The organism is Phyllobacterium myrsinacearum (assembly GCF_014138285.1).
Lineage (GTDB): Bacteria > Pseudomonadota > Alphaproteobacteria > Rhizobiales > Rhizobiaceae > Phyllobacterium > Phyllobacterium myrsinacearum_A.
The window spans coordinates 95,366-119,190 of the sequence record NZ_JACGXN010000002.1 but is presented as its reverse complement, the minus strand read 5'-3'; the positions used below and the strand labels follow the sequence as shown (position 1 = coordinate 119,190).

21 protein-coding genes are annotated in these 23,825 nt (G+C 56.7%); 7 read left to right on the top strand and 14 right to left on the bottom strand.

Translation table 11 applies throughout. From position 1 onward, the window contains the following. The first annotated feature begins 19 nt into the window (after positions 1-19). The gene (locus FHW16_RS10170) at positions 20-1,165 is read left to right on the top strand and encodes a TDT family transporter (protein ID WP_182549096.1); all 1,146 of its coding nucleotides are present in this window, start codon (positions 20-22) and stop codon (positions 1,163-1,165) included. Here FHW16_RS10170 and FHW16_RS10165 read toward each other — a convergent pair. Next, entirely contained in the window at positions 1,162-2,190 is a 1,029-nt protein-coding gene (locus FHW16_RS10165) for a bile acid:sodium symporter family protein (protein ID WP_182549095.1), read from the bottom strand. The genes FHW16_RS10170 and FHW16_RS10165 overlap by 4 nt on opposite strands. Positions 2,191-2,282: 92 nt before the next feature. Here FHW16_RS10165 and FHW16_RS10160 point away from each other — a divergent pair, with 92 nt between their 5' ends. Continuing rightward, positions 2,283-3,131 (top strand): LysR family transcriptional regulator, encoded by an 849-nt coding sequence (locus FHW16_RS10160; RefSeq protein ID WP_182549094.1) that lies wholly within the window; start codon positions 2,283-2,285, stop codon positions 3,129-3,131. 13 nt (positions 3,132-3,144) lie between these two features. On the opposite strand, the gene FHW16_RS10155 is transcribed toward FHW16_RS10160, so the two are convergent. The 4 genes from FHW16_RS10155 to FHW16_RS10140 form a co-directional block, all read right to left on the bottom strand. Next, positions 3,145-4,944, bottom strand: a complete 1,800-nt coding sequence (locus tag FHW16_RS10155; RefSeq protein WP_182549093.1) for a GGDEF domain-containing protein — start codon at positions 4,942-4,944, stop codon at positions 3,145-3,147. A 146-nt stretch (positions 4,945-5,090) separates the two neighbouring features. Next, positions 5,091-6,884, bottom strand: coding sequence for a chloride channel protein (locus FHW16_RS10150; RefSeq protein WP_182549092.1), 1,794 nt, complete (start codon positions 6,882-6,884; stop codon positions 5,091-5,093). 96 nt (positions 6,885-6,980) lie between these two features. After that, the gene (locus FHW16_RS10145; RefSeq protein ID WP_182549091.1) at positions 6,981-7,277 is read right to left on the bottom strand and encodes a hypothetical protein; all 297 of its coding nucleotides are present in this window, start codon (positions 7,275-7,277) and stop codon (positions 6,981-6,983) included. A 234-nt stretch (positions 7,278-7,511) separates the two neighbouring features. After that, on the bottom strand, positions 7,512-8,132 hold the full coding sequence (locus FHW16_RS10140) for a hypothetical protein (protein WP_246711707.1): 621 nt from the start codon (positions 8,130-8,132) through the stop codon (positions 7,512-7,514). A gap of 267 nt (positions 8,133-8,399) precedes the next feature. On the opposite strand from FHW16_RS10140, the gene FHW16_RS10135 reads away from it, so the two are divergent. Next, the gene (locus tag FHW16_RS10135) at positions 8,400-9,320 is read left to right on the top strand and encodes a GntR family transcriptional regulator (RefSeq protein WP_210278093.1); all 921 of its coding nucleotides are present in this window, start codon (positions 8,400-8,402) and stop codon (positions 9,318-9,320) included. Between the two features lie 50 nt (positions 9,321-9,370). Here FHW16_RS10135 and FHW16_RS10130 read toward each other — a convergent pair whose 3' ends face one another. Together FHW16_RS10130 and FHW16_RS10125 are read right to left on the bottom strand one after the other, a co-directional pair. Further along, positions 9,371-11,248 (bottom strand): TRAP transporter large permease subunit, encoded by a 1,878-nt coding sequence (locus FHW16_RS10130; protein ID WP_182549090.1) that lies wholly within the window; start codon positions 11,246-11,248, stop codon positions 9,371-9,373. An 8-nt stretch (positions 11,249-11,256) separates the two neighbouring features. Beyond that, positions 11,257-12,270, bottom strand: a complete 1,014-nt coding sequence (locus FHW16_RS10125) for a TRAP transporter substrate-binding protein (RefSeq protein ID WP_182549089.1) — start codon at positions 12,268-12,270, stop codon at positions 11,257-11,259. Between the two features lie 329 nt (positions 12,271-12,599). Between FHW16_RS10125 and FHW16_RS10120 the strand changes: the two genes are divergently transcribed. Further along, positions 12,600-13,274 carry a GntR family transcriptional regulator gene (locus tag FHW16_RS10120; protein WP_182549088.1) on the top strand — a complete coding sequence of 225 codons (675 nt, stop codon included), beginning with the start codon at positions 12,600-12,602 and terminating at the stop codon, positions 13,272-13,274. A 3-nt stretch (positions 13,275-13,277) separates the two neighbouring features. On the opposite strand, the gene FHW16_RS10115 is transcribed toward FHW16_RS10120, so the two are convergent. Together FHW16_RS10115 and FHW16_RS10110 are read right to left on the bottom strand one after the other, a co-directional pair. After that, a complete protein-coding gene (locus FHW16_RS10115) occupies positions 13,278-14,570 on the bottom strand; it encodes an MFS transporter (RefSeq protein ID WP_182549087.1) in 1,293 nt (430 codons plus the stop codon). A 41-nt stretch (positions 14,571-14,611) separates the two neighbouring features. After that, positions 14,612-15,844, bottom strand: coding sequence for a mechanosensitive ion channel family protein (locus FHW16_RS10110; protein ID WP_182549086.1), 1,233 nt, complete (start codon positions 15,842-15,844; stop codon positions 14,612-14,614). A 208-nt stretch (positions 15,845-16,052) separates the two neighbouring features. Here FHW16_RS10110 and FHW16_RS10105 point away from each other — a divergent pair, with 208 nt between their 5' ends. Beyond that, positions 16,053-16,754 carry a creatininase family protein gene (locus tag FHW16_RS10105; protein ID WP_182549085.1) on the top strand — a complete coding sequence of 234 codons (702 nt, stop codon included), beginning with the start codon at positions 16,053-16,055 and terminating at the stop codon, positions 16,752-16,754. 22 nt (positions 16,755-16,776) lie between these two features. Here the strand turns inward: FHW16_RS10105 and FHW16_RS10100 are convergent, their stop codons facing one another. Beyond that, positions 16,777-17,181: a VOC family protein gene (locus FHW16_RS10100; RefSeq protein WP_182549084.1), complete on the bottom strand. Its 405-nt coding sequence runs from the start codon at positions 17,179-17,181 to the stop codon at positions 16,777-16,779. 116 nt (positions 17,182-17,297) lie between these two features. Between FHW16_RS10100 and FHW16_RS10095 the strand changes: the two genes are divergently transcribed. Continuing rightward, entirely contained in the window at positions 17,298-17,999 is a 702-nt protein-coding gene (locus tag FHW16_RS10095; RefSeq protein WP_182549083.1) for an HAD family hydrolase, read from the top strand. Between the two features lie 45 nt (positions 18,000-18,044). On the opposite strand, the gene FHW16_RS10090 is transcribed toward FHW16_RS10095, so the two are convergent. The 3 genes from FHW16_RS10090 to FHW16_RS10080 form a co-directional block, all read right to left on the bottom strand. Then, entirely contained in the window at positions 18,045-19,397 is a 1,353-nt protein-coding gene (locus FHW16_RS10090; protein WP_182549082.1) for an SLC13 family permease, read from the bottom strand. A 125-nt stretch (positions 19,398-19,522) separates the two neighbouring features. Next, positions 19,523-21,049: a malonate--CoA ligase gene (locus FHW16_RS10085; protein ID WP_182549081.1), complete on the bottom strand. Its 1,527-nt coding sequence runs from the start codon at positions 21,047-21,049 to the stop codon at positions 19,523-19,525. Then, entirely contained in the window at positions 21,046-22,455 is a 1,410-nt protein-coding gene (locus FHW16_RS10080; RefSeq protein WP_182549080.1) for a malonyl-CoA decarboxylase, read from the bottom strand. Before FHW16_RS10080 ends, FHW16_RS10085 begins: the two co-directional genes overlap by 4 nt. A 264-nt stretch (positions 22,456-22,719) precedes the next feature. On the opposite strand from FHW16_RS10080, the gene FHW16_RS10075 reads away from it, so the two are divergent. Next, on the top strand, positions 22,720-23,388 hold the full coding sequence (locus FHW16_RS10075; protein ID WP_182549079.1) for a GntR family transcriptional regulator: 669 nt from the start codon (positions 22,720-22,722) through the stop codon (positions 23,386-23,388). Between the two features lie 95 nt (positions 23,389-23,483). Here FHW16_RS10075 and FHW16_RS10070 read toward each other — a convergent pair whose 3' ends face one another. After that, entirely contained in the window at positions 23,484-23,780 is a 297-nt protein-coding gene (locus tag FHW16_RS10070; RefSeq protein WP_182549078.1) for a PsiF family protein, read from the bottom strand. Between the last annotated feature and the right edge of the window lie 45 nt (positions 23,781-23,825).

Here is a 23,825-nt window from a genome sequence, read left to right as displayed (position 1 = left end):
CACACATGCAGAGACCATCATGACAACGCTCGATACATCGACACCCTCCATTGCCCGCTCGAATCAGCGCACCGGATACGGCATTATCCGCCAGTTTACACCCAATTGGTTCGCGGTAACGATGGGGACGGGCATCCTGTCCGTTGCTCTGGGTCAGTTCCCTGGGCAAGCACCCGCTTTTGCCGTGGGCGAACTGTTGTGGCTCGTTAACATCGGGCTCTTTGCGACGTTTACGCTCGCCTATCTCGCGCGCTGGCTGCTCTATCCGCAGGAAGCAAGACGCGTATTCGATCATCCTGTGATGTCGATGTATTTCGGCTGTATTCCGATGGGGCTTGCCACCATTATCAATGGCTTCCTCATATTCGGCATTGCTCATCTTGGCGAGGGGGCTGTTACAATTGCATACAACCTCTGGTGGATCGACGTGGCGATGTCAGTGGGTTTTGGTTTGGCCATACCGTTCTTGATGTTCACGCGGCAATCGCATGTGATGGAGCAGATGACATCCGTGTGGCTTCTGCCCGTTGTGGCATCGGAGGTAGCGGCAGTCAGTGGCGGCCTGTTGCTGTCGCACATCGCCGAACCTTCAACGCAGCTTTCCGTTCTCCTTGCCAGTTATGTACTCTGGGCGCTGTCGGTGCCGCTGGCGATGTGCATTCTCGTTGTTCTGTTCCTGAGGATGGCGCTGCACAAACTGCCTCCGGCCAATATGGCAGCTTCAAGCTGGCTGGCGCTTGGGCCGATCGGAACCGGCGCGCTCGGCATGTTTGTTCTCAGTGCCAATGCATCCGATATTCTCGCCGCACAGGGGCTTGGGGCCGTCGCCAGTGCGATCTCCGGCACGAGCCTGATTGCCGGTATCATTCTCTGGGGCTATGGGTTGTGGTGGTTGGCCATGGCGGTGATGATCACGATCCGATATTTTCGCAATGGCATTCCATTCAACATTGGCTGGTGGGGCTATACATTCCCGCTCGGCGTTTATGCCGTGGCAACCCTGCGTCTGAGCCACACCTTCCCGGTTGCGAGCATCGGCCTCTTTGCGGGAGTCCTGATTGGCATACTCGCAGTGGTCTGGCTTGTGGTCAGCCTTCGCACGCTTCGGGGCGTCTGGCTGGGGCAAGTCTTTGTTGACCCCAGCCTTGAGACGCGCACCGCTTAACCAGCGACGCTGGTTGCAGTCTTGCTTTTTTCCTTTTTCGGTTCGACCAATACCTGGGATGCCTTCTTCTTGCGGGCATCCGCATAACGCTGGGCAATGACGGCACAGGCCATAAGCTGGATCTGATGGAAGAGCATCAGCGGCAGGACGATACTGCCGATGTTCTGTCCACCGAAAATCACGGTGGCAATCGGCACGCCGCTGGCGAGGCTCTTCTTCGAGCCGCAGAAGGTAATGGCTATCTCATCTTCCTTGGAGAAACCAAGCCAGCGGCTGCCATACATGGTCGTAAGCAGGACAAGCGTCAGCAGAACGATGTTAACAGCAATCACGACGCCGATATCGCGCAAGGACATGGTTTTCCAAAGGCCTTCATTTACCGAGTCACTGAAGGCGAGATAGACCACCATCAGGATAGAGCCACGATCCACTGGCATCAGGATTTTCTTCTTGCTGCGGATGAAATCGCCTATCCACGGCTGCAATACCTGCCCCAAAACGAATGGTGCCAGCAATTGCAGCAGGATGGATTGCATTGCATCCAGCGAGAATCCGACATGACCATTTGCAGATAACAGGACACTTGCCAGAAGTGGCGTCAGGAACATGCCAAAAATATTCGAAGCGGAAGCCGAGCAGATGGCCGCGGGCACATTGCCGCCGGCAATCGAAGTGAAAGCGATGGACGATTGTACCGTTGAAGGGAGTACACACAGAAACAGGATGCCCGTATAGAACGCAGGCGGCAGGATCGCCGGGACGAGGATGCCTGCAGCGAGGCCGAAGATCGGGAACAGTACAAAGGTGGCGGCAAGAATCGTCAGATGCAGTTTCCAGTGCAGGAACCCGGCAATGACCACTTTGCGCGACAAACGTGCGCCGTGCAGGAAGAACAGAAGCCCGATAGCCACTTTCGTCGCCAGCGCGAAATAATCGGCCTCAATGCCGCTGACAGGGAAAAAGGATGCAAGCACAACGGTCGCTACAAGCATCAGCGTGAAATTATCAGGCAAAAAGCGGGACATGGTCGTCATTCCGGTACGATAAATTTGCAGTAGCATTCACTATCATGATACATGATGCAAGGAATAACACTTATCACGTTTCAGGATTTCGTATGCTTGACCTCATGCAGTTACGCAGTTTCGTCACCCTTGAACAGATGGGAAGTTTTTCTTTGGCAGCAAAGAAGCTGGGTTTGGGGCAATCCACGGTTAGCCAGCACATCCAGCGGCTTGAGACGCAGCTTGGCCGCAGTCTGGTGCAGCGGGATACGCATCGCCTTGCATTGACGCCGGATGGCGAAGCGCTGCTTGCCCATGCGCGAACCATGCTGACTATCAATGGCGAGGTACAGGCACATTTTGCTGAAAACAGTTTGCGCGGTCATTTGCGGCTCGGCGTTTCCGAGGATTTTGTCATCAGTCTTCTTCCGGATGTGCTGGAGGATTTTGGTCGCACACATCCGTCCGTTGATCTGGAACTGACGGTATCGTTGAGTGGTGTTCTCTACGAAATGCTGGATCGGGGTGAGATCGATCTGATACTGGCAAAACGCCAGCGGGGTGATCCGCGCGGCGAACTGGTTTATCGCGGTCCCTTGGTTTGGCTGGCACGTGATCCGGCGCGTCTTGGCGAAAAGCATAAGGTCCTGCCGTTGATCGCATTTCCACCGCCCAGCATCATCCGGCGTTTGGCGCTGGAGGCACTGGAGAAGCATCAGATTCCCTGGCGTATCGTGTGTACATGCGGCAGCCTCAGCGGACTGGTCGCCGCAGCAAGGGCCGGCATGGGCGTTCTCGTGCAGCCACGAAGCATGGCGCCGACAGGCTTGCAGGAAATTCCGGCGGGGCGGCTTCCGCCGCTTGAGGATGTCGAATTTGTCCTCTTGCCGCGCAAAGGTGCGGACCGGGAGCTGGTTTCGGCGCTTTCGAAGGAAATTCTGTCGAATATTCGCAATTTTTAGATCACTAGATAGGTCAGGCCTCCGTAAGATCGCTGAAAACCAGCCCCTTCGCATTGGCTTTGGCGGAGACCTTGATCGTGGCGATGCATGCGCTCACCCGGTTGACGTCGGCGTGCATGACACCTTCGGCGATCTCCAGAACTGCAATGCTGCAACGCATCAGCGGGAAATGACGCTCGCCGCCTGACCGGTCATGGGCGCGTATGGCGCCTGTCTCGCGGTCTTCCGGTGTATAAAGATCCAGCACATTGGTCTGGAAATCATTCAAGAGAGTGGTCAACCTTTCCTCTATTTCCTGACGGGTATTACCGCTGATGCCGATGAAGAAGTCGTCGCCGCCTACATGACCGAGGAATTTGTCGTCACCAACAAAATGGTGCCGGAGCAGGGAAGCAAAAAGGCCAATGGCCAGATCGCCTTTTTGAAAGCCGTAATGGTCATTGAACGGTTTGAAATTGTCGAAATCGCAGTAGCAGAAGAAGCGCGTTGCGGAACTGTCACGCATGACATCTTGCACATAATCGCGGATAGAGCGGTTGCCGGGCAGACCGGTAAGCGGATTCTGGTCCTGCGCAGTCTTGAGCTGTTTTTCGTTGATGATTTTGAGCAGTGACGAAGCGGATAATACGCCGGCATAGCGCAGGTTTTCCGTCAGGATCACACAGTCGCTGCCCTCGATTCCAGCAAAAATCTTGAGCATCTGTTCGGCCGGTGTGTCCAGATCCGCGATGGGCGTACCCGTGACAAAATGCGATATGCCACGCTGATAGATGCGATTTTTGAGAAGGTCGCGGCCAAAGGGATGATAGATCATCGCTTTGACATGGTATTCATGCAGAACCCCACGGGGTTCGCCGTTGGCACCCAGTACCGGAAAAAAGCTCTGCTGCGGGTTTTTGCGGAAGAGTTCAAAGACATTGTCGAGATCGTCATTTTCGTGCACGGCAGGAAGGCGCTGGACCTGGGCGCGAATGAGGATGCTATCGAGCGTTGTGGTCTGCCTGCGCCCTGTGCCCGCCTGTTCGAGGTGAGGATAGCTATCCTGCAATTCGCCGACATTGGTTGTGGGTCTTGCGATATAATATCCTTGGACGAGATCGCAGCCGAGATCACGGCACACGATATATTCCGCTTCCGTCTCCACGCCTTCTGCAATGACACGCGCCCCGAGCATATGCGCCATCTGGACGATCTGCTTGACGATGTGGCGTTTGCGCGGGCTTGCGTCGAGATTGGAGATGAAATGGCGGTCGATCTTCACATAGTCTGTCGGATAATCGCAAAGCAGCTTCAACCCATTGAAACCCACACCGAAATCGTCGACCGCGAGTTTGAAACCGCCATGGCGCAGGTTGTTGAACAGGGTGCTGAAGGCCGGATCCCTGGCGTTGTCGAAGCGCTCGGACAATTCAAAGCAGATCGAGGAGGGGCGGATATTGGCCTTGATCAGCTGATGTACCAGACGCTCGACGAAATTACTGCCCAGGTTGATCAATCGTGCGTCGATGTTGATGAACAGCATCCGGTGGGTGAAACCCGGCAAGCCAGAAAATCCGGCAAAGGCCCGGCCATTGATCATTTGTTCCAGTTCGGCCAGTTGCCCGACATCGTGGGCCTTGTCGAGCAGTTCGGGCGGTGAGCCAAAACCCAGCCGGTCAAACCCCCGCATAAGCGATTCATAACCGAATGTTGCGCCCGTTGCTGCCTCTACGATGGGCTGGAAAGCGGTTTCGATGGCCAGCTTTGCGAGGGTTACGAGCTGGTCATCGCCAAAGCGACGCAGGACCAGCATTTCGGCGGGTTGAAAGGCCATGGGATACTCCGGCATGAATGCGAATTGCCGCCGGACAATTGGTGCCGATCGTTGAATATTCCGTTTCCGCCAGATGACAGTTTCATGAAGTTTTCGGCCAGCGCGCCGCGAACCGAGTTATCGGACGTTTCGGCGCATTTCCGGCCTCAGAGTTCTCCAGAAATCTCCCGCCTTCGCTGATCAAGTTCTTCACTGTAACGGCGCAGCGTATGGCTTTCCGTCAAGAGGCCAACAACATTGCGCTCGATGAGGTTATCGACAACCGCAAGCGCTTCGCTTTCGGTCTTGTCGAAGATGGCAACAGCCTGTTTGGCATTCATCTGTGGATGCAGGAAATCGCTCTGGTATTTCAGGAGGCTGCCGATCTCCTGAGTACGCGCTGATTCATCGACGATTTCCGAGTGGGCCTCCGGCATCAAAACAATACCGGCATATTTGCCGGCGTCGTCAAGGACGACCACCCGCTGCGTGGAACCGAGGGGGAAATCATGCCGGAAGTCTGCGATGGTCATATGGATGGATGCAGTGCGCACATCCCGTCGCATCAGGCGGTCGACGGTGAGGTTACGAATCCAGCCGACATCATGGGCGCTGCGGATGCTTTCGCCGCGCAGGTGGAAACGCCATGTGGCAAAGGAATAACCAAAGGTGTTGCGTACCGTCAGCGAGGCCATGATGACAGCCGCGAGGACGAGGGCCGTGATCGGAAAATCACCGGTTATCTCGAGCGCCAGAAAGGTCATGGTCAGCGGTCCGCCGATGACGGCAACCGCCAGCGAGCTCATACCGACAACGGCATAGATAACCGGCGTCAGCGTGGCATGAGCAAAAATGAACGGAGCAGAGTAAGCAAATATTTTGCCGAGCAGGGCGCCCATGAACAGAGAGGCGAAAAACAGACCACCACGGAAGCCAGAACCAATGGAGACCGCCGATGCCGTGGATTTCAGCAGCAGTATGCCGAGCAGCGATGCGATCGTCGCGGTGTGATCCAGATTGAGGTGCAGGGCGCCATGGCCACCCGAAAGAACCTGTGGCGAAATCAATGCCAGCGCGCCAACCACGGCCCCGCCGATAATGGGCCGCACGGCTGTAGGGACGGAGCTTTTGCGCGCCAGTTCCTCAACAAAGGAAACGCCCTTCATCAGGAGAATACCGGCCCCGGCACAAAGGATGCCGAGCAGCATCGCCGGCACATAATCAGCGGTCACGACAGTGCCGAAATTGCCTACGTCGATCATGAAGTCACTGCCAACCAATGCGCGGGCCACGACGGTTGATACCAGAGCTGAAACAACAACAGGTGCCAGACTGACAATGGTGTAGGAACCGATGATCAGCTCGAAGGCATAGAAAGACCCCGTAAGCGGCGCGTTGAAGGCTGCTGCAATGGCGCCTGCTGCACCGCAGCCAACGAGGATCCGCAGTTCTGCGCGGCGCAATTGCAGGGAGAGGCCAAGCTTGGATGCAAGGCCTGACGCCAGCTGAGTATAGCCGGCTTCCAGCCCGACGGATGCGCCAAAACCGTTGGAAATGATGTTCTGGACAGCGACGATGATGCTGTCATTGAGCGAAAGGCGGCCGCCATGCAGGGCGTTGGCCTCAATGGGGTCGACCATCGGCCGCTTGCGCCAGCGCGCCAATATCAGGACGAGAATGCCCAGCAGAATTCCACCCGCAAGCGGCGCTGTGAAGACGACCACCTGATCGAGCGCGCTCATGGAACTCAGGCGTTCGCCATCCGCCAACTTGAATATGAGCTGGTGCATTTCCTGTGTGATCAGGCTCATGCCTGTCACTACAACACCTGCAACCAGTCCGATCAGTGCTGCAGCCAGCACGAGCCCGATTTCATTGCCGCGAGCGAAAGCCCGTAGACGGCTGGGTGCCAGAAGGATGGAAAGAACACCGAGGCGGCGGATGTTGAATTTGCGGAGCATTTTGGACTGCGGGGGTAAAGACAGCTGCCCTTGCAGGTTTATACTGAACGCATGGCGGCGTCAAAACGCAGATTCTGAAAAAAAGGGGCTGCGGCGTCAGTTGCGCGTGTAGCGCAAGCCGAATGACGGACGGTCAACCGCTTCGACCGGAGCCGTGAGTGCCGCCTGAGCCTGTTCTCGCCGCAACTGGTGTGCTCGCGCTGCATCGACGGTCAGGCGGAGTTCAAAATTCTTGCGCACAGCACGGTCTACGGAAAGCTCGGCGAGCCGTTTTACATCCGACACGCCGGATGTGAAGATCTGGAGGATAATGAGGGAGATTTCCTGCGCGTATACTTTTGAGCGGGGACCAAGATCCAGCATGCGAAAAGCTTCGGCATAAGCTTTGCGCATTATTGCCAGGTCTTGCGGCGAATATATCGGACCCGCTGAATCACAAAAGATCATATCTACCCCCGACACGACGTACGTCGTCTGCCGTCATAATCCAATCCGCCCAAGGACAAACTATTTACAATAGTTTCTCAGGACAACTGGAAATTGCATTCCGGCAAAAAATCCCGCTATCGATGATTATTAGAATCCAAATGTGAAAATCTGATGGGCGGTATTTATCGCGCTTACTGCCTAATGCGGGCAGGTCTGGGATTGTCCGTTCAAACCCTCATGCTTGATCTCGAACGTTGCTTTTGCCGCCTCACCATTTCTGGTGATGGTAACGACATAGATACTGTCGAAATCATCCCCGCTCCATTTTGGTACGCTGGTTGCATCACCATTGTTGGCGGTCAGAAGGTCGCTGACAATATTGTCAATTTTCTTGTGCTCCCAGGCGACAAGAACGCGCGCATTGCGCAGTTCCGGCTTGCTCAGGGCTTTGGTGAGGTCCTTGCGATCGGAAACGCCGATGCTCGCATTCACCGGCAGACCAAAGGAGATGGCAGTCGGTTCAACCGTGGCCAGAGGCCGTATATAGTCGTAAAGTTCGCCCCCGTCTTTCTTCTGATCGGCCGGATTGGGCGCGAAGATAAAATCGGGTTTTCCCAATGTCTTGGCAATCACTGGCGGAAGAGCAAGGGCGCGGTTGAGACCCTGGCAATTGAGCTGCCCCAGCCCGCTTTCCGGCTTTTCGCCATGTCTGATGAAAGCTATGGTCTGGACATTGCTGCTGCTCCACGCGGGAATTGGCGCGAATGTCAGCATCATCAGGCCAATTGCAGTCAGTGTTCCGGTGGATGGTTTTGCCATGGCAGGCTCCTTCTATCGCCGATTCCTGTTCCGGCTAAACCGGAAGAGCCATAGAATTCTTCACGGCGAAACACCATAACTATTTGCAACATCAACGGACGCTTGTGGCCGGACATTTCGCAGAAACGTCGATGGCGGTTCCCACGTGAACAATTGTGATGATACAGCTGAAGAAAGTGCGCTTCTGTGCTAAAAAATGCAGCGCGTGTATTGCTAAAAGTGTTTTGATAGGAAAAGTACGACTAATATATCAAGAGGCTGTTGAACTTGACGAAACATACTCCACTTCAGACCCGGATTCGTGATCAGTTGCAAAGGCGTTTCGGTGAAGATTTACAGGTTGGTGACCGGGTCAACGAGGCAGAGATCGCCGATGCACTGGGGATTTCTCGTACCCCTGTGCGTAAAGTCTTGTGGCAGTTGCAGACTGAGGGTGTGGTCAGTTATGAGCAGCATCGCGGTTTTCGCCTGGCCGACGCGAATGTCGAATCTCTTGAGATGGAAGCCGAGAGGAACGACTTGCTCGATGAACATGTCATGCGTGATATGGCTCTGGGCAATCTCAATTCGGTGATCAGTGAACGGGCATTGATGCAGAAATACGAGGTACCGCACGGGATCCTCATGTCGACGTTGCGCCGCTTGATGCGCGATCAGCTTGTCGAGCCCTCCGTTGGACATGGATGGATATTTTCCGATGTCAGCGCCACGGCGCTGGAGAATGGCTATAATTTCCGCCAGATTCTTGAACCGGCGACGATCCTAGCGGATCCTTACTTCATTGATGTCGACGCTTTTCAGGCACTCGATCGCGATCACGCCAATACAATCAGCAACATTGAGACGCTTGATCAGCGCCGGCTGTTTGATCTCGATGCCAAATTCCACCGCCTCATTGCTCTTGGTGCCCGATCCACGCATCTCGTCGACGCTATTGAACGTCAGAACAACATCCGCCGGGTCAACGAATATATCGGGTTCGCGCGTCTGGACCGAATTCGTGAATCGCTGACGGAGCATCGTAACATCATTTCTGCACTCCTGCGCGGTGAACGCCAGGTGGCCGCGGCATTGATGCGCCTGCACCTGCAACTCTCCAAAGACGAAACCTTCAAATACATAGATGAGGATCTGGAGCGGATGCGGGGCGGCAGTGTCGGTTTACCGGCGGATCAGGACAGGCTCTAAAAAGAATGCCGGGCACTGAACCCGGCATTCCGGCTTTACGGACGCTCTGCCTAATGCACAAAGCCCATATAGCGCGGCAGTGACAGCGTGATTTCCGGAATGAAGGCAATCAGCAAGAGACATACGAACAGGATCGCCAGATATTTTGCGATTGGCCGCACTGTCGCCTCGAGAGACACCCCGCCCACAGCGCAACTCGTATAAAGCCCAAGCCCCAGCGGCGGTGCAAACAACCCGAGTCCCATCGCGACGATCAGAACAATGCCGTAATGCAGGGGATGGATACCAAAACTCTGCGCGACGGGAATAAGCAGAGGACCGAAGATGATCAGTGCCGGAGCGCCTTCCAGTGCCGCACCCATCACGATGAGGATCAGGATGGAGGCGATGATGAACGCCCAGGAACCGGCTCCGTGGCTGAGATTGATCATGGCTTCGGCCAGCATATGCGGCACCTGATCAATGGTCAGCGAGAAGGCAACGGTTTGAGACGCAGCCACCACGAACAGGATCATGCCTGCAAGCGTTGCAGACCGGACGAATAATGTCACGGTGCTACGCCATGTCAGCTCCCTGAAAACGAGACGTCCGACAAGTAATGCATAGGCCACCGCGAAGGCGCCGATTTCAGTTGCCGTTGCAAAACCGGAGCGATAGCCGCCGAAAATGATGACGATGACACCAAGGCTTACGGCGCTGCTCCACAAAAGATTGTTGAGGCTGCGACCCGATGCTTCTACCGGGGCGGGCGGTGCTTTCTTCGAGAAGATGATGACGCCAAGGATGAGGGCGCTCGCCATCAGGAGTGCCGGATAAATACCCGCAGCAAACAAGCCGCCGATAGACAGGTTGGCCACATAGCCGAGAATGATGAGGTTGATGCAGGGTGGGATGGTTTCCGCCATGACGGCGCTGGCGGCCAGCAGTGCCACGCCTTCCGACGGATCGTGACCGGAACGGCGCATGGCCGGAATCATGACCGTACCAACGGCGGTCACATCCGCGAGCTTCGAGCCGGAAATGCCAGAAAACAGAACCATGCTGAGAATGGTGACGATGTTGAGACCGCCTTTGCGTTCGCCAACGCCCCGGCGCAACAATTCGATCAACCGCACCGACATGCCATTCACTTCCATGGCAAGGCCGGTAAGAACAAAGAACGGCACGGCGAGAAGCACGAAGTTGTCAATTCCGCTTGATGCCTGCTGGGCGAATACAGCAAACGGAATGAACCCGTCGCCGAATATGTAGAGCAGGGCACCAACGCAAAGCGAAAAGGCGATGGGGATGCCGCTGGACAAACAAATAGCAAATCCCCCGAGCATCAGAACCAGCGGGCTTGGGGCGAGTCCGGGTAGCAGCGTGCTCCAGAGTGCGACTACACCGGCCAGAACAAGAAGCCCTGCCAGCCCAACCGCCATGTCTGCCTTCGAGTAGACAAACAGTCTTGCTGCCGTGAATATGGCCATGCAGAAGCCGCCCACAACGAGCGGATACATGAAGAGATTCTGCGGCAGGCCGGTGGAGGTGACCTGTGTCGAGGCCGACTCACAATACTGAATGGCGAAAATCGCCACGGCGAGCGTTACTCCCAGCTCGATCCACAAACCGGCCGCTTCCACGCGGGCTGCGTGGTTCGGTGCCAATTTGTCCCGAAGAATACGGATGCCGACGTGATTTCCCTTGGCAACTGCTGCCGCTCCTCCGAGGAAGGCGACAGTGATCAAAAGCATGCGTGCGACTTCATCGGCCCATAAAATGGTGTCGTTGTAGATAGATCGCCAGAGAACGGCGGTGATGACCAGCAAAAGATCGGCCGCCAGGGCGATGGCGGCAAAAATCTCGACCACCCGCAGGAGGGCGCCGACAAACGGCGCACCCCTGACGGCCGGTGCATGGGCGTTAGGCAGAGCAGCCTCGACTGACATCTGAGACCTCAGGCCCTGGTGATGGATTCAAGCACGGGCTTGGTGCTTGGATAAGTCTTGGCAAATTCATCCCAGAGCGGCATGACGAGCTGCTTGAACGCCGCGCGGTCGACCTCGTGCGTCGTGACGCCATTGCTGCGCAATTTTGCCAGAGCGGTGGCTTCGATCTCGTTTGCTTTGCTGCGCTGGAAGGCGGATGCTTCCGCCGCTGCCTCACGGAATGCGGGCAGGTGTTCCGCCGGCACCTTGGAAAGAGCACGCCTGCCGATGACGATGGTTTGCGGATTGCAGATGTGCTGCGTGAGCGAGATGTGCTTGGCCACCTCATAGCATTTGAGGGCAAGGACCGTCGGCGCGTCGTGCTCCAGCCCGTCAATGACGCCGGTCTGGAGGGCCGTGTAAACCTCGCCAAGCGACATCGGCGTTGGTGAAGCCCCCATCGCCTTCAATGTGGCAACAAAATTGGCAACGGGTAGCACACGGATTTTCTGACCTTTGAGCAGTTCGGGCGTGTTGGCAGGCTGGCGCGCTGTTACATTGCGCCCGCCGAGGCTATAGGCCCAGCTTACCACCTCGACACCAATCTTGTCGGCAAAGATGCCGTTCAGCACTTTGCCCGCGCTGCCATCGAGAACAGGGCCAGCCGCATCCATCGAGTTGAAAAGATAGCCAAGATCAAGGACGCCGATTTCCGGTGCCAGGGTTCCCCAGATTGATGAGCCGGATATCATCATGTCGACGATGCCGAGCTTGACCTGGCCGACAATGTCGGCTTCCTTGCCGAGCTGATTGTCCGGGAAATATTTGATCTCGACAGCGTCACCGACCTTGTTCTTCAGGCCGCTTTGAAAACGGTCGTACCAGAGCCAATGGGCCGAATTGGGATCGGCTGGCAGGGAAGACGACATGCGCAAGCTGATCGGAGCCGCTTCCGCTCGTGTTGCGCGGCCAATAATGGCAAACGTACCGGCGCCAGCAAGGCCAAGGCCAAATGCACGACGTGTCAGACGGATATCTTTCATAGTCTCTCCTCCACATGGACCACTTCTGCGTGGTCCTGATTGTTCCCGACGCCGGGCTGCCGGCGTCACCCCATAGTCACCGCTCTTTATAAGGGCGGTTTGAAACACGGCGACAGGACTCCTCAACCCCGCCGACGTGCCGTCAGGCTATGCGCAAGCTTTGCTTGGTTCGGACGGATCGATGTGCGAAACAGTTGGGGTGCCGACTTCACAGGCGTCGTTCATGGTTCGCAAACAGGCCGTCGCTTGACCTCAAGTGGCATGGCATATACTAGTATGGTAGTATGATATGGTAATTTTCGCAATGCAAGGGGCGGGGAGAAGGTAATTTGACAATTGATCTCAGCCGTGGTGGGTCGACGGCGCACCGGCTTGAAAAAGAGCTGCTCAGAGCGATTGTTTCGCTGGAACTGTATCCCGGCGTCCGCTTGTCGGAACAGGAGATCGCCGAGCGCTACGGGGTGTCGCGCCAGCCCGTGCGTGAAGCGCTGATTGCCCTCAGCAAGCAGCAATTTGTCGAGGTCCTGCCGCAGCGGGGCACGATCGTCGTCAAGATTTCCATTCCGAAGATGCGGGAGGCGCGCTTCCTGCGCGAGGTGATCGAAAGCGCTGTCGTGCGCCGGGCCTGCGAGGCATTTGATCCGGTCAGCCGCGAGAAGATTGACGAGGCTCTCGAAGCGCAGGCTCGCGCTGCAGCCAGAACCGACCATACCGCTTTCAAGAAGTTTGACGAAGAATTTCACATCGCTCTGGCGGAGGGAGCGGGCTGCTCCATGGCGTGGTCAGTCGTCGGCAACCTCAAGGCCCATATGGACCGGGCCTGTCAGCTGACCTTGCTGAATACGGCTGCCATGCAGCTTCTCATTGACCAGCATCAGGCCATCATCGTGGCAATCGATGCGCGTAATCCCGATGCGGCGGAAGCTGCCATGCGCTACCACCTCACCGAAATATTACGGGTATTGCCCGAGATCGAAAAGAACCATCCGGATCTGTTCGAATAGCCGTCAGTTTATCGCGTCATGCCTGCTTGATCTCAGTTCGCGCCCGAGAAGCAGAACGAGAAGCGCCGCCGCCGCGAGGCAGCAGGCGAGAACGCCCATGCCGATCTGAAAACTGCCGGTACTCTGTTTGATCCAGCCGACGAGATAGGGCCCGGCAAACCCTCCGAGGTTGCCGACCGAATTGATCAGCGCGATACCGCCAGCCGCTGCCGTTCCCTGCAGGAAGACAGACGGCATGGCCCAAAAAGGCCCAAGGCTCGCATAGATGCCGATGGATGCCACGCCGAGGCAAAGCAGCGCGAGCAGGTTTGACTGAAGATAGACACTGCCGATGAAACCGATGGCGCTGATCGCCGCCGCAATGGCAACATGCCAGACCCGCTCGCCGGTTTTGTCGCTGTGCCTGCCCCAGAGCAGCATGGCTACGGCACTGACAATATAGGGAAGGGCGGTGATGAAGCCGACCTCGGTGTTGGAAAAGCCCATGGCCTTTATCATCTGCGGCAGCCAGAGACCAATGCCATAGAGCCCTATCACAATGCCGAAATAGACAAGCCCGAGGAGCAGAACACGCCGATCGACCAAAGCAGGCCACAACCGATGCTGTGTTCGCCCCGGGTGGGCAAGGCGATCCTGTTCAAGTTTCTCCTGGACGATACGGCGCTCGGTAAGTGTCAGCCATGGTGCCTGCGCCGGGCCATTGGGCAGCAGGCGCAGGACGGCTAGTCCAAGCAGACAAGACGGAAGACCTTCGAGGATAAAAAGCCACTGCCAGCCTTTCAGCCCCCAGACATTGTCGATGCCGACGATGAGACCGGAAATGGGTGCGCCGACGGCACTTGCCAGGGGAACGGCGGCCATGAAGAGGCCGATAAATTTTGCCCGTTGCGCGGCAGGAAACCAGTAAGTTAGGTAAAGGATCATTCCGGGAAGAAATCCGGCTTCAGCGACGCCAAGCAGGAAGCGCAGGATAAAGAAGCTCCACGGTCCCTTCACAAAGGCCATGGCGGCGGACACCAGCCCCCATGTGATCATGATGCGGGCAATCCAGAGTCTTGCGCCGACTTTTTCAAGGATGACGTTGCTGGGCACTTCGAACAGGAAATAGCCGAGGAAGAATATGCCCGCACCCCATCCATAGACGTAAGGTGTAAGACCGACATCGTCATTCATGGTGAGAGCAGCGAAACTGATGTTCACCCGGTCAAGAAATGCTACGAGATAGAGCAGCATCATGAAGGGGATGATGCGCAGGCTTATCTTGCGGTACGGATCCACCGTTTCGTTCAATGACATATCTGCCTCCCAGCCCAATGTCGTGATCTGCTGCTTCTTCGTCAGGCCAGATCAATGCCCTTTTTCTTGTATTCATCAAGAACTGTCTCATTGATATCCGAAATGATACCGATACGGCCATTGCTTGGATCATTGATCCAGAACCGCGCCAGAAGCTTGATGTTCTTGTTTTCGATGCTGGCGGTATAGATTTGCGGCGGTGGATCCTTCATGACGCGCGGCTGCTTTTCCACGGCGGCGAGAAAAATGCTCCGCGCGGCATAAAGATCAGTGGTGGACGCCACCGTGACGGGAAACTCCAGCCTTACGTTGTTGTCCGAGAGCGTTTCATTGAAGATCGTGCTGTTGATCAGCGTATCGTTGGATATCAGGACATCAAGACCGTCGGTGGTATGAATTGTCGTATAACGGATGGTCATCTCTGTGACCTTGCCTGTGATACGGTCGCTGACCAGATTGTCGCCGACCCGAACGGACCGTTCAAACAGCAGGATAAGCCCGCTGATATAGCTGGCGGCGAGCTTCTGGAAACCAAGGCCAAGCCCGATGCCCAGCGCACCACCGAACGCGGCGAGGGCAGTAAGATTGATCCCCGCCATCGAAACAATCATCAGCGCCGCAATGACCCATATGGTGACCGAAACAATGCGTTCCAGTGCAAGGGCAAGGTTGGGTTGCAGACCGCTCCTTTTGTGCAGATAGCGCTGTGATGCTTCGGAAACCCAGATGGTGACGATAATGATGATGGCGGCGAAGAACAGGATGGTGAGTATGGCAAACGCGCTGATCTTGGCGTCACCTATCGCGTATTCAGCATCAAAAAAGCCTTTGACCGTCGGGTTCCACTGGCCGAAGAGATAAATGAGCAGGGTGAGCCAGAACAGTACGGAGGATACGCGCAAAATAGATCGCAGCGGGTCATGCGGTTTGAAGATGAGTTCCACGATCATGCCTATGAGCCGGACAACGAGGAACGACAGAAGCAGTCCGCCAAGGACAAAGACCAGCGGATTGGCAAGTGTGCCGCTGAAGGTCCGCATGAATGCGAACATGATGAGAATGGCAAGAACGAGCGTCGACAGATAGTCGATCACGATCCGGATACGCGACGTGATCGGCCGCACGCGCTTCAGGCGCCGCGTGATGAACAGGGCAATCACGAATGAGAGGACAAGGGCGCCAATGGAAAGGAAGCCAACGAGCGGTGTCTGCAAAATTACGTCAAACGCACCGTTCGCGAGGGCCGCAATTGCATCAGCCTCTTCTTTCTCCATTTCCCGTCCCCGAACGTATGAAGCTGCGGCGTCGCCACAGATGAAAGAATATGTTTGCCGTCACAACTTGTGGCACAAACTTGATTGTAAAAACAGATCAGTCAGCGAAGGCTTTTTTGGCCATCCGGCTTGACAGTTAGATGGAGAAGGGCCTCCTTCACCACTGTCAAACAGCAGTATGCGGACGCGTCGAAAAAGGTCAGCAAAAATGAAAATCGCAGATATGAACTGGATGCAGGTGGAAGAACGGGTCGCGAGGGATGATCGCTGCATTCTACCCATCGGGAGCGTCGAGCAACACGCTTATCTCAGCCTTGCCACGGACATGATTCTGGCAGAAAAAATCGCGGTTGACGCGGCTGAACCGTCCGGCGTGCCGGTGTTTCCCGCCTTGCCCTACGGGCTTGCTTCCTCGTTCATGGATTTCCCCGGCACGCTGACATTTACTCTGTCTACCTATGCATTTGTGATCCGCGATCTGCTCGACAGCATGCATCGCTGCGGCTTCCGGCGTATTCTTGTCGTCAACGGCCATGGTGGTAATACACCAGCTGGAACTGTTATCAGCGAATGGTTGAACAGCCACCCGGATTCCTCCGTCAAACTGCATGACTGGTGGCGTGCACCGAAAACTTGGGCAAAGGTCATGACCATCGATCCGGCAGCCTCCCATGCGTCGTGGATGGAGAATTTCCCCTGGACGCGGCTTGCGGGCGCACCCGTGCCGCAGGAAGCCAAAGAAGAGATTGACTATGGCCGGCTTGCCCGCGTCGATGCCCGTCGCAAGCGCGAAATGCTGGCGGAAGGCAATTATTACGGGCTTTTTCAGCGGCCCGACGCGGATTCGCTGGCTCTGTGGGACGTGGCCGTGGCGGAAACGCGCGAGCAGCTCGACAGCGGATGGCATTAAAACAGGTCGCTAAAACAGGTCGCTACGCAGGTGAAACGACCGGATCGTGGTGGCAGACGCAGATCTTGTTGCCATCAGGGTCGCGGAAGTAAGCGCCGTAATAGTTGGGGTGATAGTGCGGGCGCAGGCCGGGCCGTCCTTCGCAGCGGCCGCCACCTGCCAGGGCCAGCGCATGAATCCTGTCGATCGTAACGCGATCGGGGGCCAGAAACGCGATCATCTGTCCGTTGCCGGGCAGGGCAACTTCGCCGTCAAACGGTTTTCCAAGCAGGAAGAGCGGATGGCCGCCACCCAGGGGCTGCCAGCCTGCCCAAGGTTTCGCATGGTCGCAAAAGCGTATGGGATTGCCTAATGCTTCCATGATCGGCGCATAGAAATTAAAGGCGCGCTCGAAATCATTCGTGCCGACATGGAAATGCGAAAACATGAATTTCTCCTTCAACCGTGCGGCGCACCGGAAACCGGCACCGGACAGAGCATGCAGATTCGTATCGGAAAATTAGCATTACAGGCGTTGCGGGCAAGCGCGGCAATTGTGTATCGATGGTTTTGCCAATCAAAAGGAAATGCAAATTGTCTCCAGTGACTTCCCCGGTTTTCAGCAAGCCATTTTCTGCCCTGCTTTTCGATATGGACGGTACGCTCCTCAACTCTCTCGCTGCGGCGGAACGGGTGTGGGGCGACTGGGCGCGCAGCAAGGGTCTTGATGTCGAAGCCTTCCTGCCAACGATGCATGGCGTACGGGGCGTCGACACAATCCGCCGTCTTGGTTTGCCCGGCGTCGACCCCGAGGCGGAATCAGCCATGATTGAACAGGCGGAAATCGATGATGTGGAAGGCATCGTTGCTATTCCAGGCGCTGTCGCTTTCCTGAAGTCGCTGCCTGCAGAAAGCTGGGCAATTGTGACCTCCGCCCCGATTGTCCTGGCGAAGCGGCGTCTGGAGGCTGCGGGAATTCCGCTTCCACGGATCATGGTGACGGCCGAGGATGTCTCCATCGGCAAACCGGATCCTGAATGTTACCTGCTTGGCGCCCGCAAACTCGGCGTCGATATTGCGGATTGTCTGGTGTTCGAGGACGCCCCAGCGGGAATTCAGGCTGGAGAGGCTGCAGGCGCCGAAGTGCTGGTTATCACGGCAACGCAGATGCATACGGTTGCCACACACCATACGGCCATTGCCAACTATGACGAAATTGCCGCCGATATCGGGACGGACGGCACAATATCGATTGTACGGACATAAGTACAAACAGCGCGCCGGTTGTCTCCAGCGCGCTGTTCCTGTTTCTCAGACAATCCCCGGAACGACCAGAACCAGCCAGGCGATGATGGGTCCGATGATCGCGATCAGCGCACTGTAGATCAGCAGATTGCGCAAAACGCTTTCCCGGTCGGCTTCCGGCGCATTGGCGACGACAAGTGCCCCATTGGTTGAGAAGGGGCTGGTGTCGACAATGGTCGTGGAAATCGCGATCGCTGCGACAACGCCGATGGCGCTGATATGTCCCTGCATCAGAAACGGCACGGCCAGCGGTATGATCGCTCCCAACAGCGCTGTCGAGGACGCAAAGGCCGACACGATCGCCCCGGTGAAGCACAGCAGCAAGGCGGCCAGAAGCGGCATACCAAGGCTGGAAATGCCTGAAGCCACGTAGTCGACGGTTCCGGCTTTCTGCATCACGCCGACATAGGTGATGATACCTGCAATCAGGAGCACGGTAGACCAGCTGACCTTGTCAATCGCCGCTTTCTGCGTTTTCGGGGAAAGCAATGCGAGCAGGACGGCAACTGTAATCGCGACAAGCCCCACATTGAACTTGAAGACAAGCGCGCCGACGGCAAGGGCCGTCAGCCCGACGAGTGTCATCAGGCGTTCGCTGGTCAGACCCTCATCGGATGGCATTGCCGCACCGGATGGCGATACCGCGCTGCGATGGTAAGCGGGTGAAGCGGGAGTGCCGCCATGGCCGACGATGGAACGCGATGCACCCGCAACGTGGGTATCCGGATCCGGCCCGGATGCCGCGGCATGATCGCGAAGGCTTTTCCAGCCACCGAAGACAAAGAACACCACGATAGCAATCGCGAGGTTGAAGAAAAGGCTCGACAGGAACAGGGATGTCGGGCCGTAGGGCAGCCCGGCTTTTTCAACAATCTGGTTGGTGATGCCGCCATAGACACTGATCGGCGAGAAGCCACCGCCCTGTGCGCCGTGGATAACCATCAGTCCCATCATGACAGGGCTGATGCGGTACTGCGTGGCAAAGCGCAGTGCAACCGGCGCAAGAATGGCAACGGCTGCCGGACCAAGGGCACCGAAGCCGGTGATGATGGCGGCGACGAGGAACATTACCCAGGGGATCAGCGCCATATGTCCGCGCACAAGCCGGACCGCCTTTTCCACGAGCCAGTCGATGGTCCCGTTGTTCTGGGCAATGGCGAAGAGGTAGGTAATGCCCACCAATGTCAGGAAAAGATCACTTGGAAACCCGGCAAAAATGTCGTTTGGCGTCATCTTCATGATCAGGGAGCCGACAACAAAGGCCGCAGCAAACGCCAGCGCCCCCATGTTGATCGGCAGGATCGTTGCGACAACGAACATGGCAATCAGAACAAGAATGGATAAAATCTCAATACTCACGGTAAAATCCTCCCTCTGCGGCGCGTCATGGACGGCCGCCTTTTCAGTCGTTGATCTGGCGTAAGCTCCCCCCCCTACGCCTCTGTTATATCCGTCACCTTCGCGGCGATGGCTTCATGCCCGCGTCAGGCGCTTGCCCGGCTGGCATAGAGATTGCCATATCGCTCGCGCAGGACGTTCTTTTGCACCTTGCCCATGGTGTTGCGGGGCAGGTCGTCGACAAAGATGATCTTTTTGGGTTGCTTGTAGCGCGCAAGCCTGTCCTGAAGCGCGTCAACGATGCTTTGCTCGCTGACATCGGAGCCGGGCTGCCTGACCACGATCGCGGTTACACCCTCGCCAAAATCCGGATGGGCAACACCGATGACGGCGCTTTCGACGATGCCGGGCAACTGGTCGATCTCCGTTTCGACTTCCTTGGGATAGATGTTGTAACCGCCTGATATCACCAGATCCTTGCCGCGGCCGACAATATGCACATAGCCGCGCGGATCGATCTTGCCGAGGTCGCCGGTGATGAAGAAGCCATCTTCGCGAAACTCCATCCGGGTCTTCTCGGGCATGCGCCAATAACCCTTGAAGACGTTTGGCCCCTTGACCTCGATCATGCCTGTTTCGTCGGAAGGCAGGATCGCCCCTGTTTCCGGGTGGGTGACACGCACGGTAATACCCGGAAGCGGAAACCCGACTGTTCCGGCAATCCGATCCCCCACATATGGATTGGAGGTGTTCATATTGGTTTCCGTCATACCGTAGCGCTCGAGAATGGCGTGTCCCGTGCGCTCCTGAAATGTCCGGTGGGTGTCGGCCAGAAGGGGGGCGGACCCCGATATAAACAGCCGCATGCCTTTTACGGAGTCACGGGTCAGCCCGTCATTCTGCGCCAGCCTGATATAAAATGTCGGCACGCCCATCATGGTCGTGGCGCGCGGCATCAGCGACAGTATCTCCGCCGGATCAAACTTCGGCAGGAGAAACATCGAGGCACCCGAAGTCAGAATGACGTTGGTCGCCACGAAAAGCCCGTGGGTGTGAAAGATCGGCAGTGCATGGATCAGCCGGTCGTTGGCGGTAAACTCCCATTGCTTGCGCAGCGTTAGGGCATTTGACAGAAGATTGTCATGGGTCAGCATTGCGCCTTTGGAGCGGCCGGTGGTGCCTGACGTATAGAGAATGGCAGCGAGATCATCCCCGGTGCGCGTTGCATCGACAAAATCGGGTGATTCCTCCTTCGCCAGTTCGAGGAGTGAGCCGCCACCCTTGTCATCGAGCGTTTCGACCAGTGCGCCGTATCTCGATGCGATGGTTGTGATGCCTTCCCTGGCCTTCGGGGTCACCACGACGAGGCGGGGTTCGGCATCACTGATGAAGTAGTCGAGCTCGGCGAGGGTATAGGCTGTGTTGAGTGGCAGATAGACGGCCCCGCAGCGGATGCAGGCAAGATAAAGCATGAGCGCTTCCGGACTTTTCTCGACCTGTACGGCCACCCGGTCGCCGGGGCGGATGCCCAGCGTATCAATGGCTCCGGCAATACGGCCGGACCATTGCAGCATGGCACCGTAAGTCCATTTTCCGCCGTCACCCGTCTCGATGAACACGGCTTCCTCTGCCGGGATGGATTGCCGGATGGCGTCAAACAGGTGGTTGCTCATGAACTCAATTCCTTGCTGCTTGCTTTCTTCGTCTCGGGCACTTTGGCCTGGACTGCGCGGCCTGGCTTGTCGCTGCGCAAAAGTTTACGGATTGCCGGTGCGGCTACGATCTCGCCGCGCTGGGCGAATGCTTCGTGGTTGGTTTCAATATCGTCCAGTTTGTAGAGATAATTGACCATCAGCCCGTATGCCTGCCGCATGGCGCGCGCGGAACGATCGGCAAGAAAGTCCAGCCGCTCAAGCCGGGCACCGTTGCCGAGATGAAAGCGGGCAACCGGATCAAGTGCGCGTCCGTCCGGCGTGCGCGCCTGCAGAAAATATGAGGCGGCGGCGGGCAGCATTGCGGCCCTTACAGCGGCGAGCTTTGTGGCGTCGTCGGTCCAATTCTCATCATCAAGAGCGGCGAGGGCGGTTTTATCTTCAATGCTTAGGACATCGGATTTTTCATTGTGCCGTTCACGCGCGAGCCAGCTGGCAAACGCTGGCACCGGAGAGAGCGTGACAAATGTATCGAGTTTCGGCAGATCGCGGCGAAGATCCTCGACAACCTGTTTGATCAGGAAATTACCGAAGGAAATGCCGCGCAGTCCAACCTGACAGTTTGAAATGGAATAGAATACTGCGGTGCGCGCATCCTGTGCCTGAATGGGCGCGCGTTTTTCCCCCAGCACATCCGAAATGGTCTCGGGTATGGTTTTCGTCAGCGCGACTTCGACGAAGATCAGCGGATCATCGGGAAGCTGGGGATGAAAGAAGGCGAAGCAGCGCCTGTCGACGGGTGCCAGCCGGCGGCGCAGCTCATCCCAATCATGGATTTCGTGCACGGCTTCGTACTGGATGATCTTTTCAAGGATTTGCGCAGGCGTCGACCAGTCAATCGGCCGCAGGATGAGAAAACCGCGATTGAACCATGACGCAAAGAGATGCGCAAAATCGGCGTCGACGGCTTCAAGGTCAGGTGTCTCGGCCTTGAGTTCCAACAGCCGTTCGCGCATGCGGACGAGTGTTGATATGCCATTGGGCGCAAGGTTCAGGCGGCGAATAAGCTCCTGCCTGCGCGGCTCAGCGGCCTCGTGCAATTCCAGCACGGCCCTGGCGCTGCGCTCCGTGCGATAGGTATCGATCGCCTTGTCGAGTTTGTCGGCGTCCGGTCCGAATTTACCGGAAAGGAGCAGCATGAAATCGCGCTGCTGCTCGTCGTTCAACCGCGACCATTGCTGCAGGATTTCTGCGGCCAAAGCCATGCCGGATGCCTCGCCTCGGCTTGTGAGCAGCATTTCGCACAGCCGTTCAAGACCCGTGAGACCGGATGGCAACCGTTCTGCGCGCGGCGAAAACGAAAGCAGCTTGCGGCCGCGCTCGGTGATCGTTTGCACCATGTCGCTGAAGAAGGATGTACCGGTCATTGCAGAACTCCAGTTCAGAGGATTGATCGGGCAAGAATGGTGGTTTTGACTGTCGCCTGTGTTTCCACGCGTTCGATTGCAGTGCTTAATATAGCCGATCTGGTATGACAGCGCCTCCTGCGATCCTCCCTTTCGCCTGCGCCGGATCATTTTCGTTTGTTCCAATCCCTCCCTCGGGATGGTATATAATGTTTGAGACTTCTTGTATGTAAAGTCAACAGTCTTGTATACAAGAATTGTAATTGTGCATTTTATTGAGGAATCATGGCTGAAAATATCGTGCAAGGATTGCGGGACGAAATTGAGAACGGCATCGTCACAAACCAGTACGTTCCGGGCGAACGGCTGGACGAAATGCAATTGGCAAAACATTTCGGCGTGTCCCGGACGCCCGTTCGTGAAGCTCTGATGCAACTCAGCGCCATCGGTCTCGTCGAGATTCGTCCGAGGCGTGGTGCAGTGGTGGTCGAGCCCGGACCGCACCGGATTTACGAGATGTTTGAGGTCATGGCCGAACTGGAAGGGATGGCCGGTTCACTGGCGGCGCGGCGCCATACGGATGCGGACCGGAACGAACTGCTGGCGGCCCATGCCAAATGCGAACTGTCGTCCAATATTGATGATGCGGACACCTACTACTATGACAATGAAACGTTTCATCGGGCTATCTATACGGCCAGCCACAGCAGCTTTCTGATCGAGCAATGTCTGGCGCTGCATCGCCGTTTGCGGCCGTACCGTCGCCTTCAGTTGCGGGTACGCAACCGGATGAAAACCTCGTTCAACGAACACGGGGCCATCGTTCAGGCCATTCTTTCGGGGGAGGCGGAGGCTGCCCGTACGCATCTGCGCGAGCATATTGCCGTACAGGGTGACCGTTTCAGCGATCTCATTGCGACGCTTGCAGCGCAACGCAAAGGCGCGTCTGGATAGCATTCTTGACCGGGCAGCATCGGGTTCAAAATGTGCTGACCGAAATTCCGGCGGCAAGTTGCGGGTAACTTGCCGCCAGTATCAGAGCTTATCTGTTAAACCTTGCCGCCATTCTTCTTGCAGTCGCTGCGGAACTTGTGGCGTTCCTTGCCGTGCAGACCCTTGGCATCGGCCTGAGTAGAGCAGGCCTTGGAGATGGCTGTTTTCGCCGGCGTGGTTGCCGTTGTGGACTTTTTCATCATGGTGTTGGCTGGTGCGGTTGTCGTGGCCGGAGCAGCCGGGGCCGTCGTGGTGGCCGGTGCCGTTGTCGCTGGAGCCGCAGTCTGTGCCATTGCGCTGGTACCCACAAAAGCGAGGATGGCGCTGGCGGCGAGGGTGGCAACTAGTCTCATGGTCGTTTCCTTTGAGTTACAAACCTGTTTGGTAGCGCGTGGTCA

Bases quoted from the DNA above. Each gene is read 5' to 3' on its own strand.
- FHW16_RS10170 (WP_182549096.1), top strand. From the start codon at position 20: ATGACAACGCTCGATACATCGACACCCTCCATTGCCCGCTCGAATCAG.
- FHW16_RS10165 (WP_182549095.1), bottom strand. From the start codon at position 2,190: ATGTCCCGCTTTTTGCCTGATAATTTCACGCTGATGCTTGTAGCGACC.
- FHW16_RS10160 (WP_182549094.1), top strand. From the start codon at position 2,283: ATGCTTGACCTCATGCAGTTACGCAGTTTCGTCACCCTTGAACAGATG.
- FHW16_RS10155 (WP_182549093.1), bottom strand. From the start codon at position 4,944: ATGGCCTTTCAACCCGCCGAAATGCTGGTCCTGCGTCGCTTTGGCGAT.
- FHW16_RS10150 (WP_182549092.1), bottom strand. From the start codon at position 6,884: ATGCTCCGCAAATTCAACATCCGCCGCCTCGGTGTTCTTTCCATCCTT.
- FHW16_RS10145 (WP_182549091.1), bottom strand. From the start codon at position 7,277: ATGCGCAAAGCTTATGCCGAAGCTTTTCGCATGCTGGATCTTGGTCCC.
- FHW16_RS10140 (WP_246711707.1), bottom strand. From the start codon at position 8,132: ATGGCAAAACCATCCACCGGAACACTGACTGCAATTGGCCTGATGATG.
- FHW16_RS10130 (WP_182549090.1), bottom strand. From the start codon at position 11,248: ATGTCAGTCGAGGCTGCTCTGCCTAACGCCCATGCACCGGCCGTCAGG.
- FHW16_RS10125 (WP_182549089.1), bottom strand. From the start codon at position 12,270: ATGAAAGATATCCGTCTGACACGTCGTGCATTTGGCCTTGGCCTTGCT.
- FHW16_RS10115 (WP_182549087.1), bottom strand. From the start codon at position 14,570: ATGTCATTGAACGAAACGGTGGATCCGTACCGCAAGATAAGCCTGCGC.
- FHW16_RS10110 (WP_182549086.1), bottom strand. From the start codon at position 15,844: ATGGAGAAAGAAGAGGCTGATGCAATTGCGGCCCTCGCGAACGGTGCG.
- FHW16_RS10105 (WP_182549085.1), top strand. From the start codon at position 16,053: ATGAAAATCGCAGATATGAACTGGATGCAGGTGGAAGAACGGGTCGCG.
- FHW16_RS10100 (WP_182549084.1), bottom strand. From the start codon at position 17,181: ATGTTTTCGCATTTCCATGTCGGCACGAATGATTTCGAGCGCGCCTTT.
- FHW16_RS10095 (WP_182549083.1), top strand. From the start codon at position 17,298: ATGGTTTTGCCAATCAAAAGGAAATGCAAATTGTCTCCAGTGACTTCC.
- FHW16_RS10085 (WP_182549081.1), bottom strand. From the start codon at position 21,049: ATGAGCAACCACCTGTTTGACGCCATCCGGCAATCCATCCCGGCAGAG.
- FHW16_RS10080 (WP_182549080.1), bottom strand. From the start codon at position 22,455: ATGACCGGTACATCCTTCTTCAGCGACATGGTGCAAACGATCACCGAG.
- FHW16_RS10075 (WP_182549079.1), top strand. From the start codon at position 22,720: ATGGCTGAAAATATCGTGCAAGGATTGCGGGACGAAATTGAGAACGGC.
- FHW16_RS10070 (WP_182549078.1), bottom strand. From the start codon at position 23,780: ATGAGACTAGTTGCCACCCTCGCCGCCAGCGCCATCCTCGCTTTTGTG.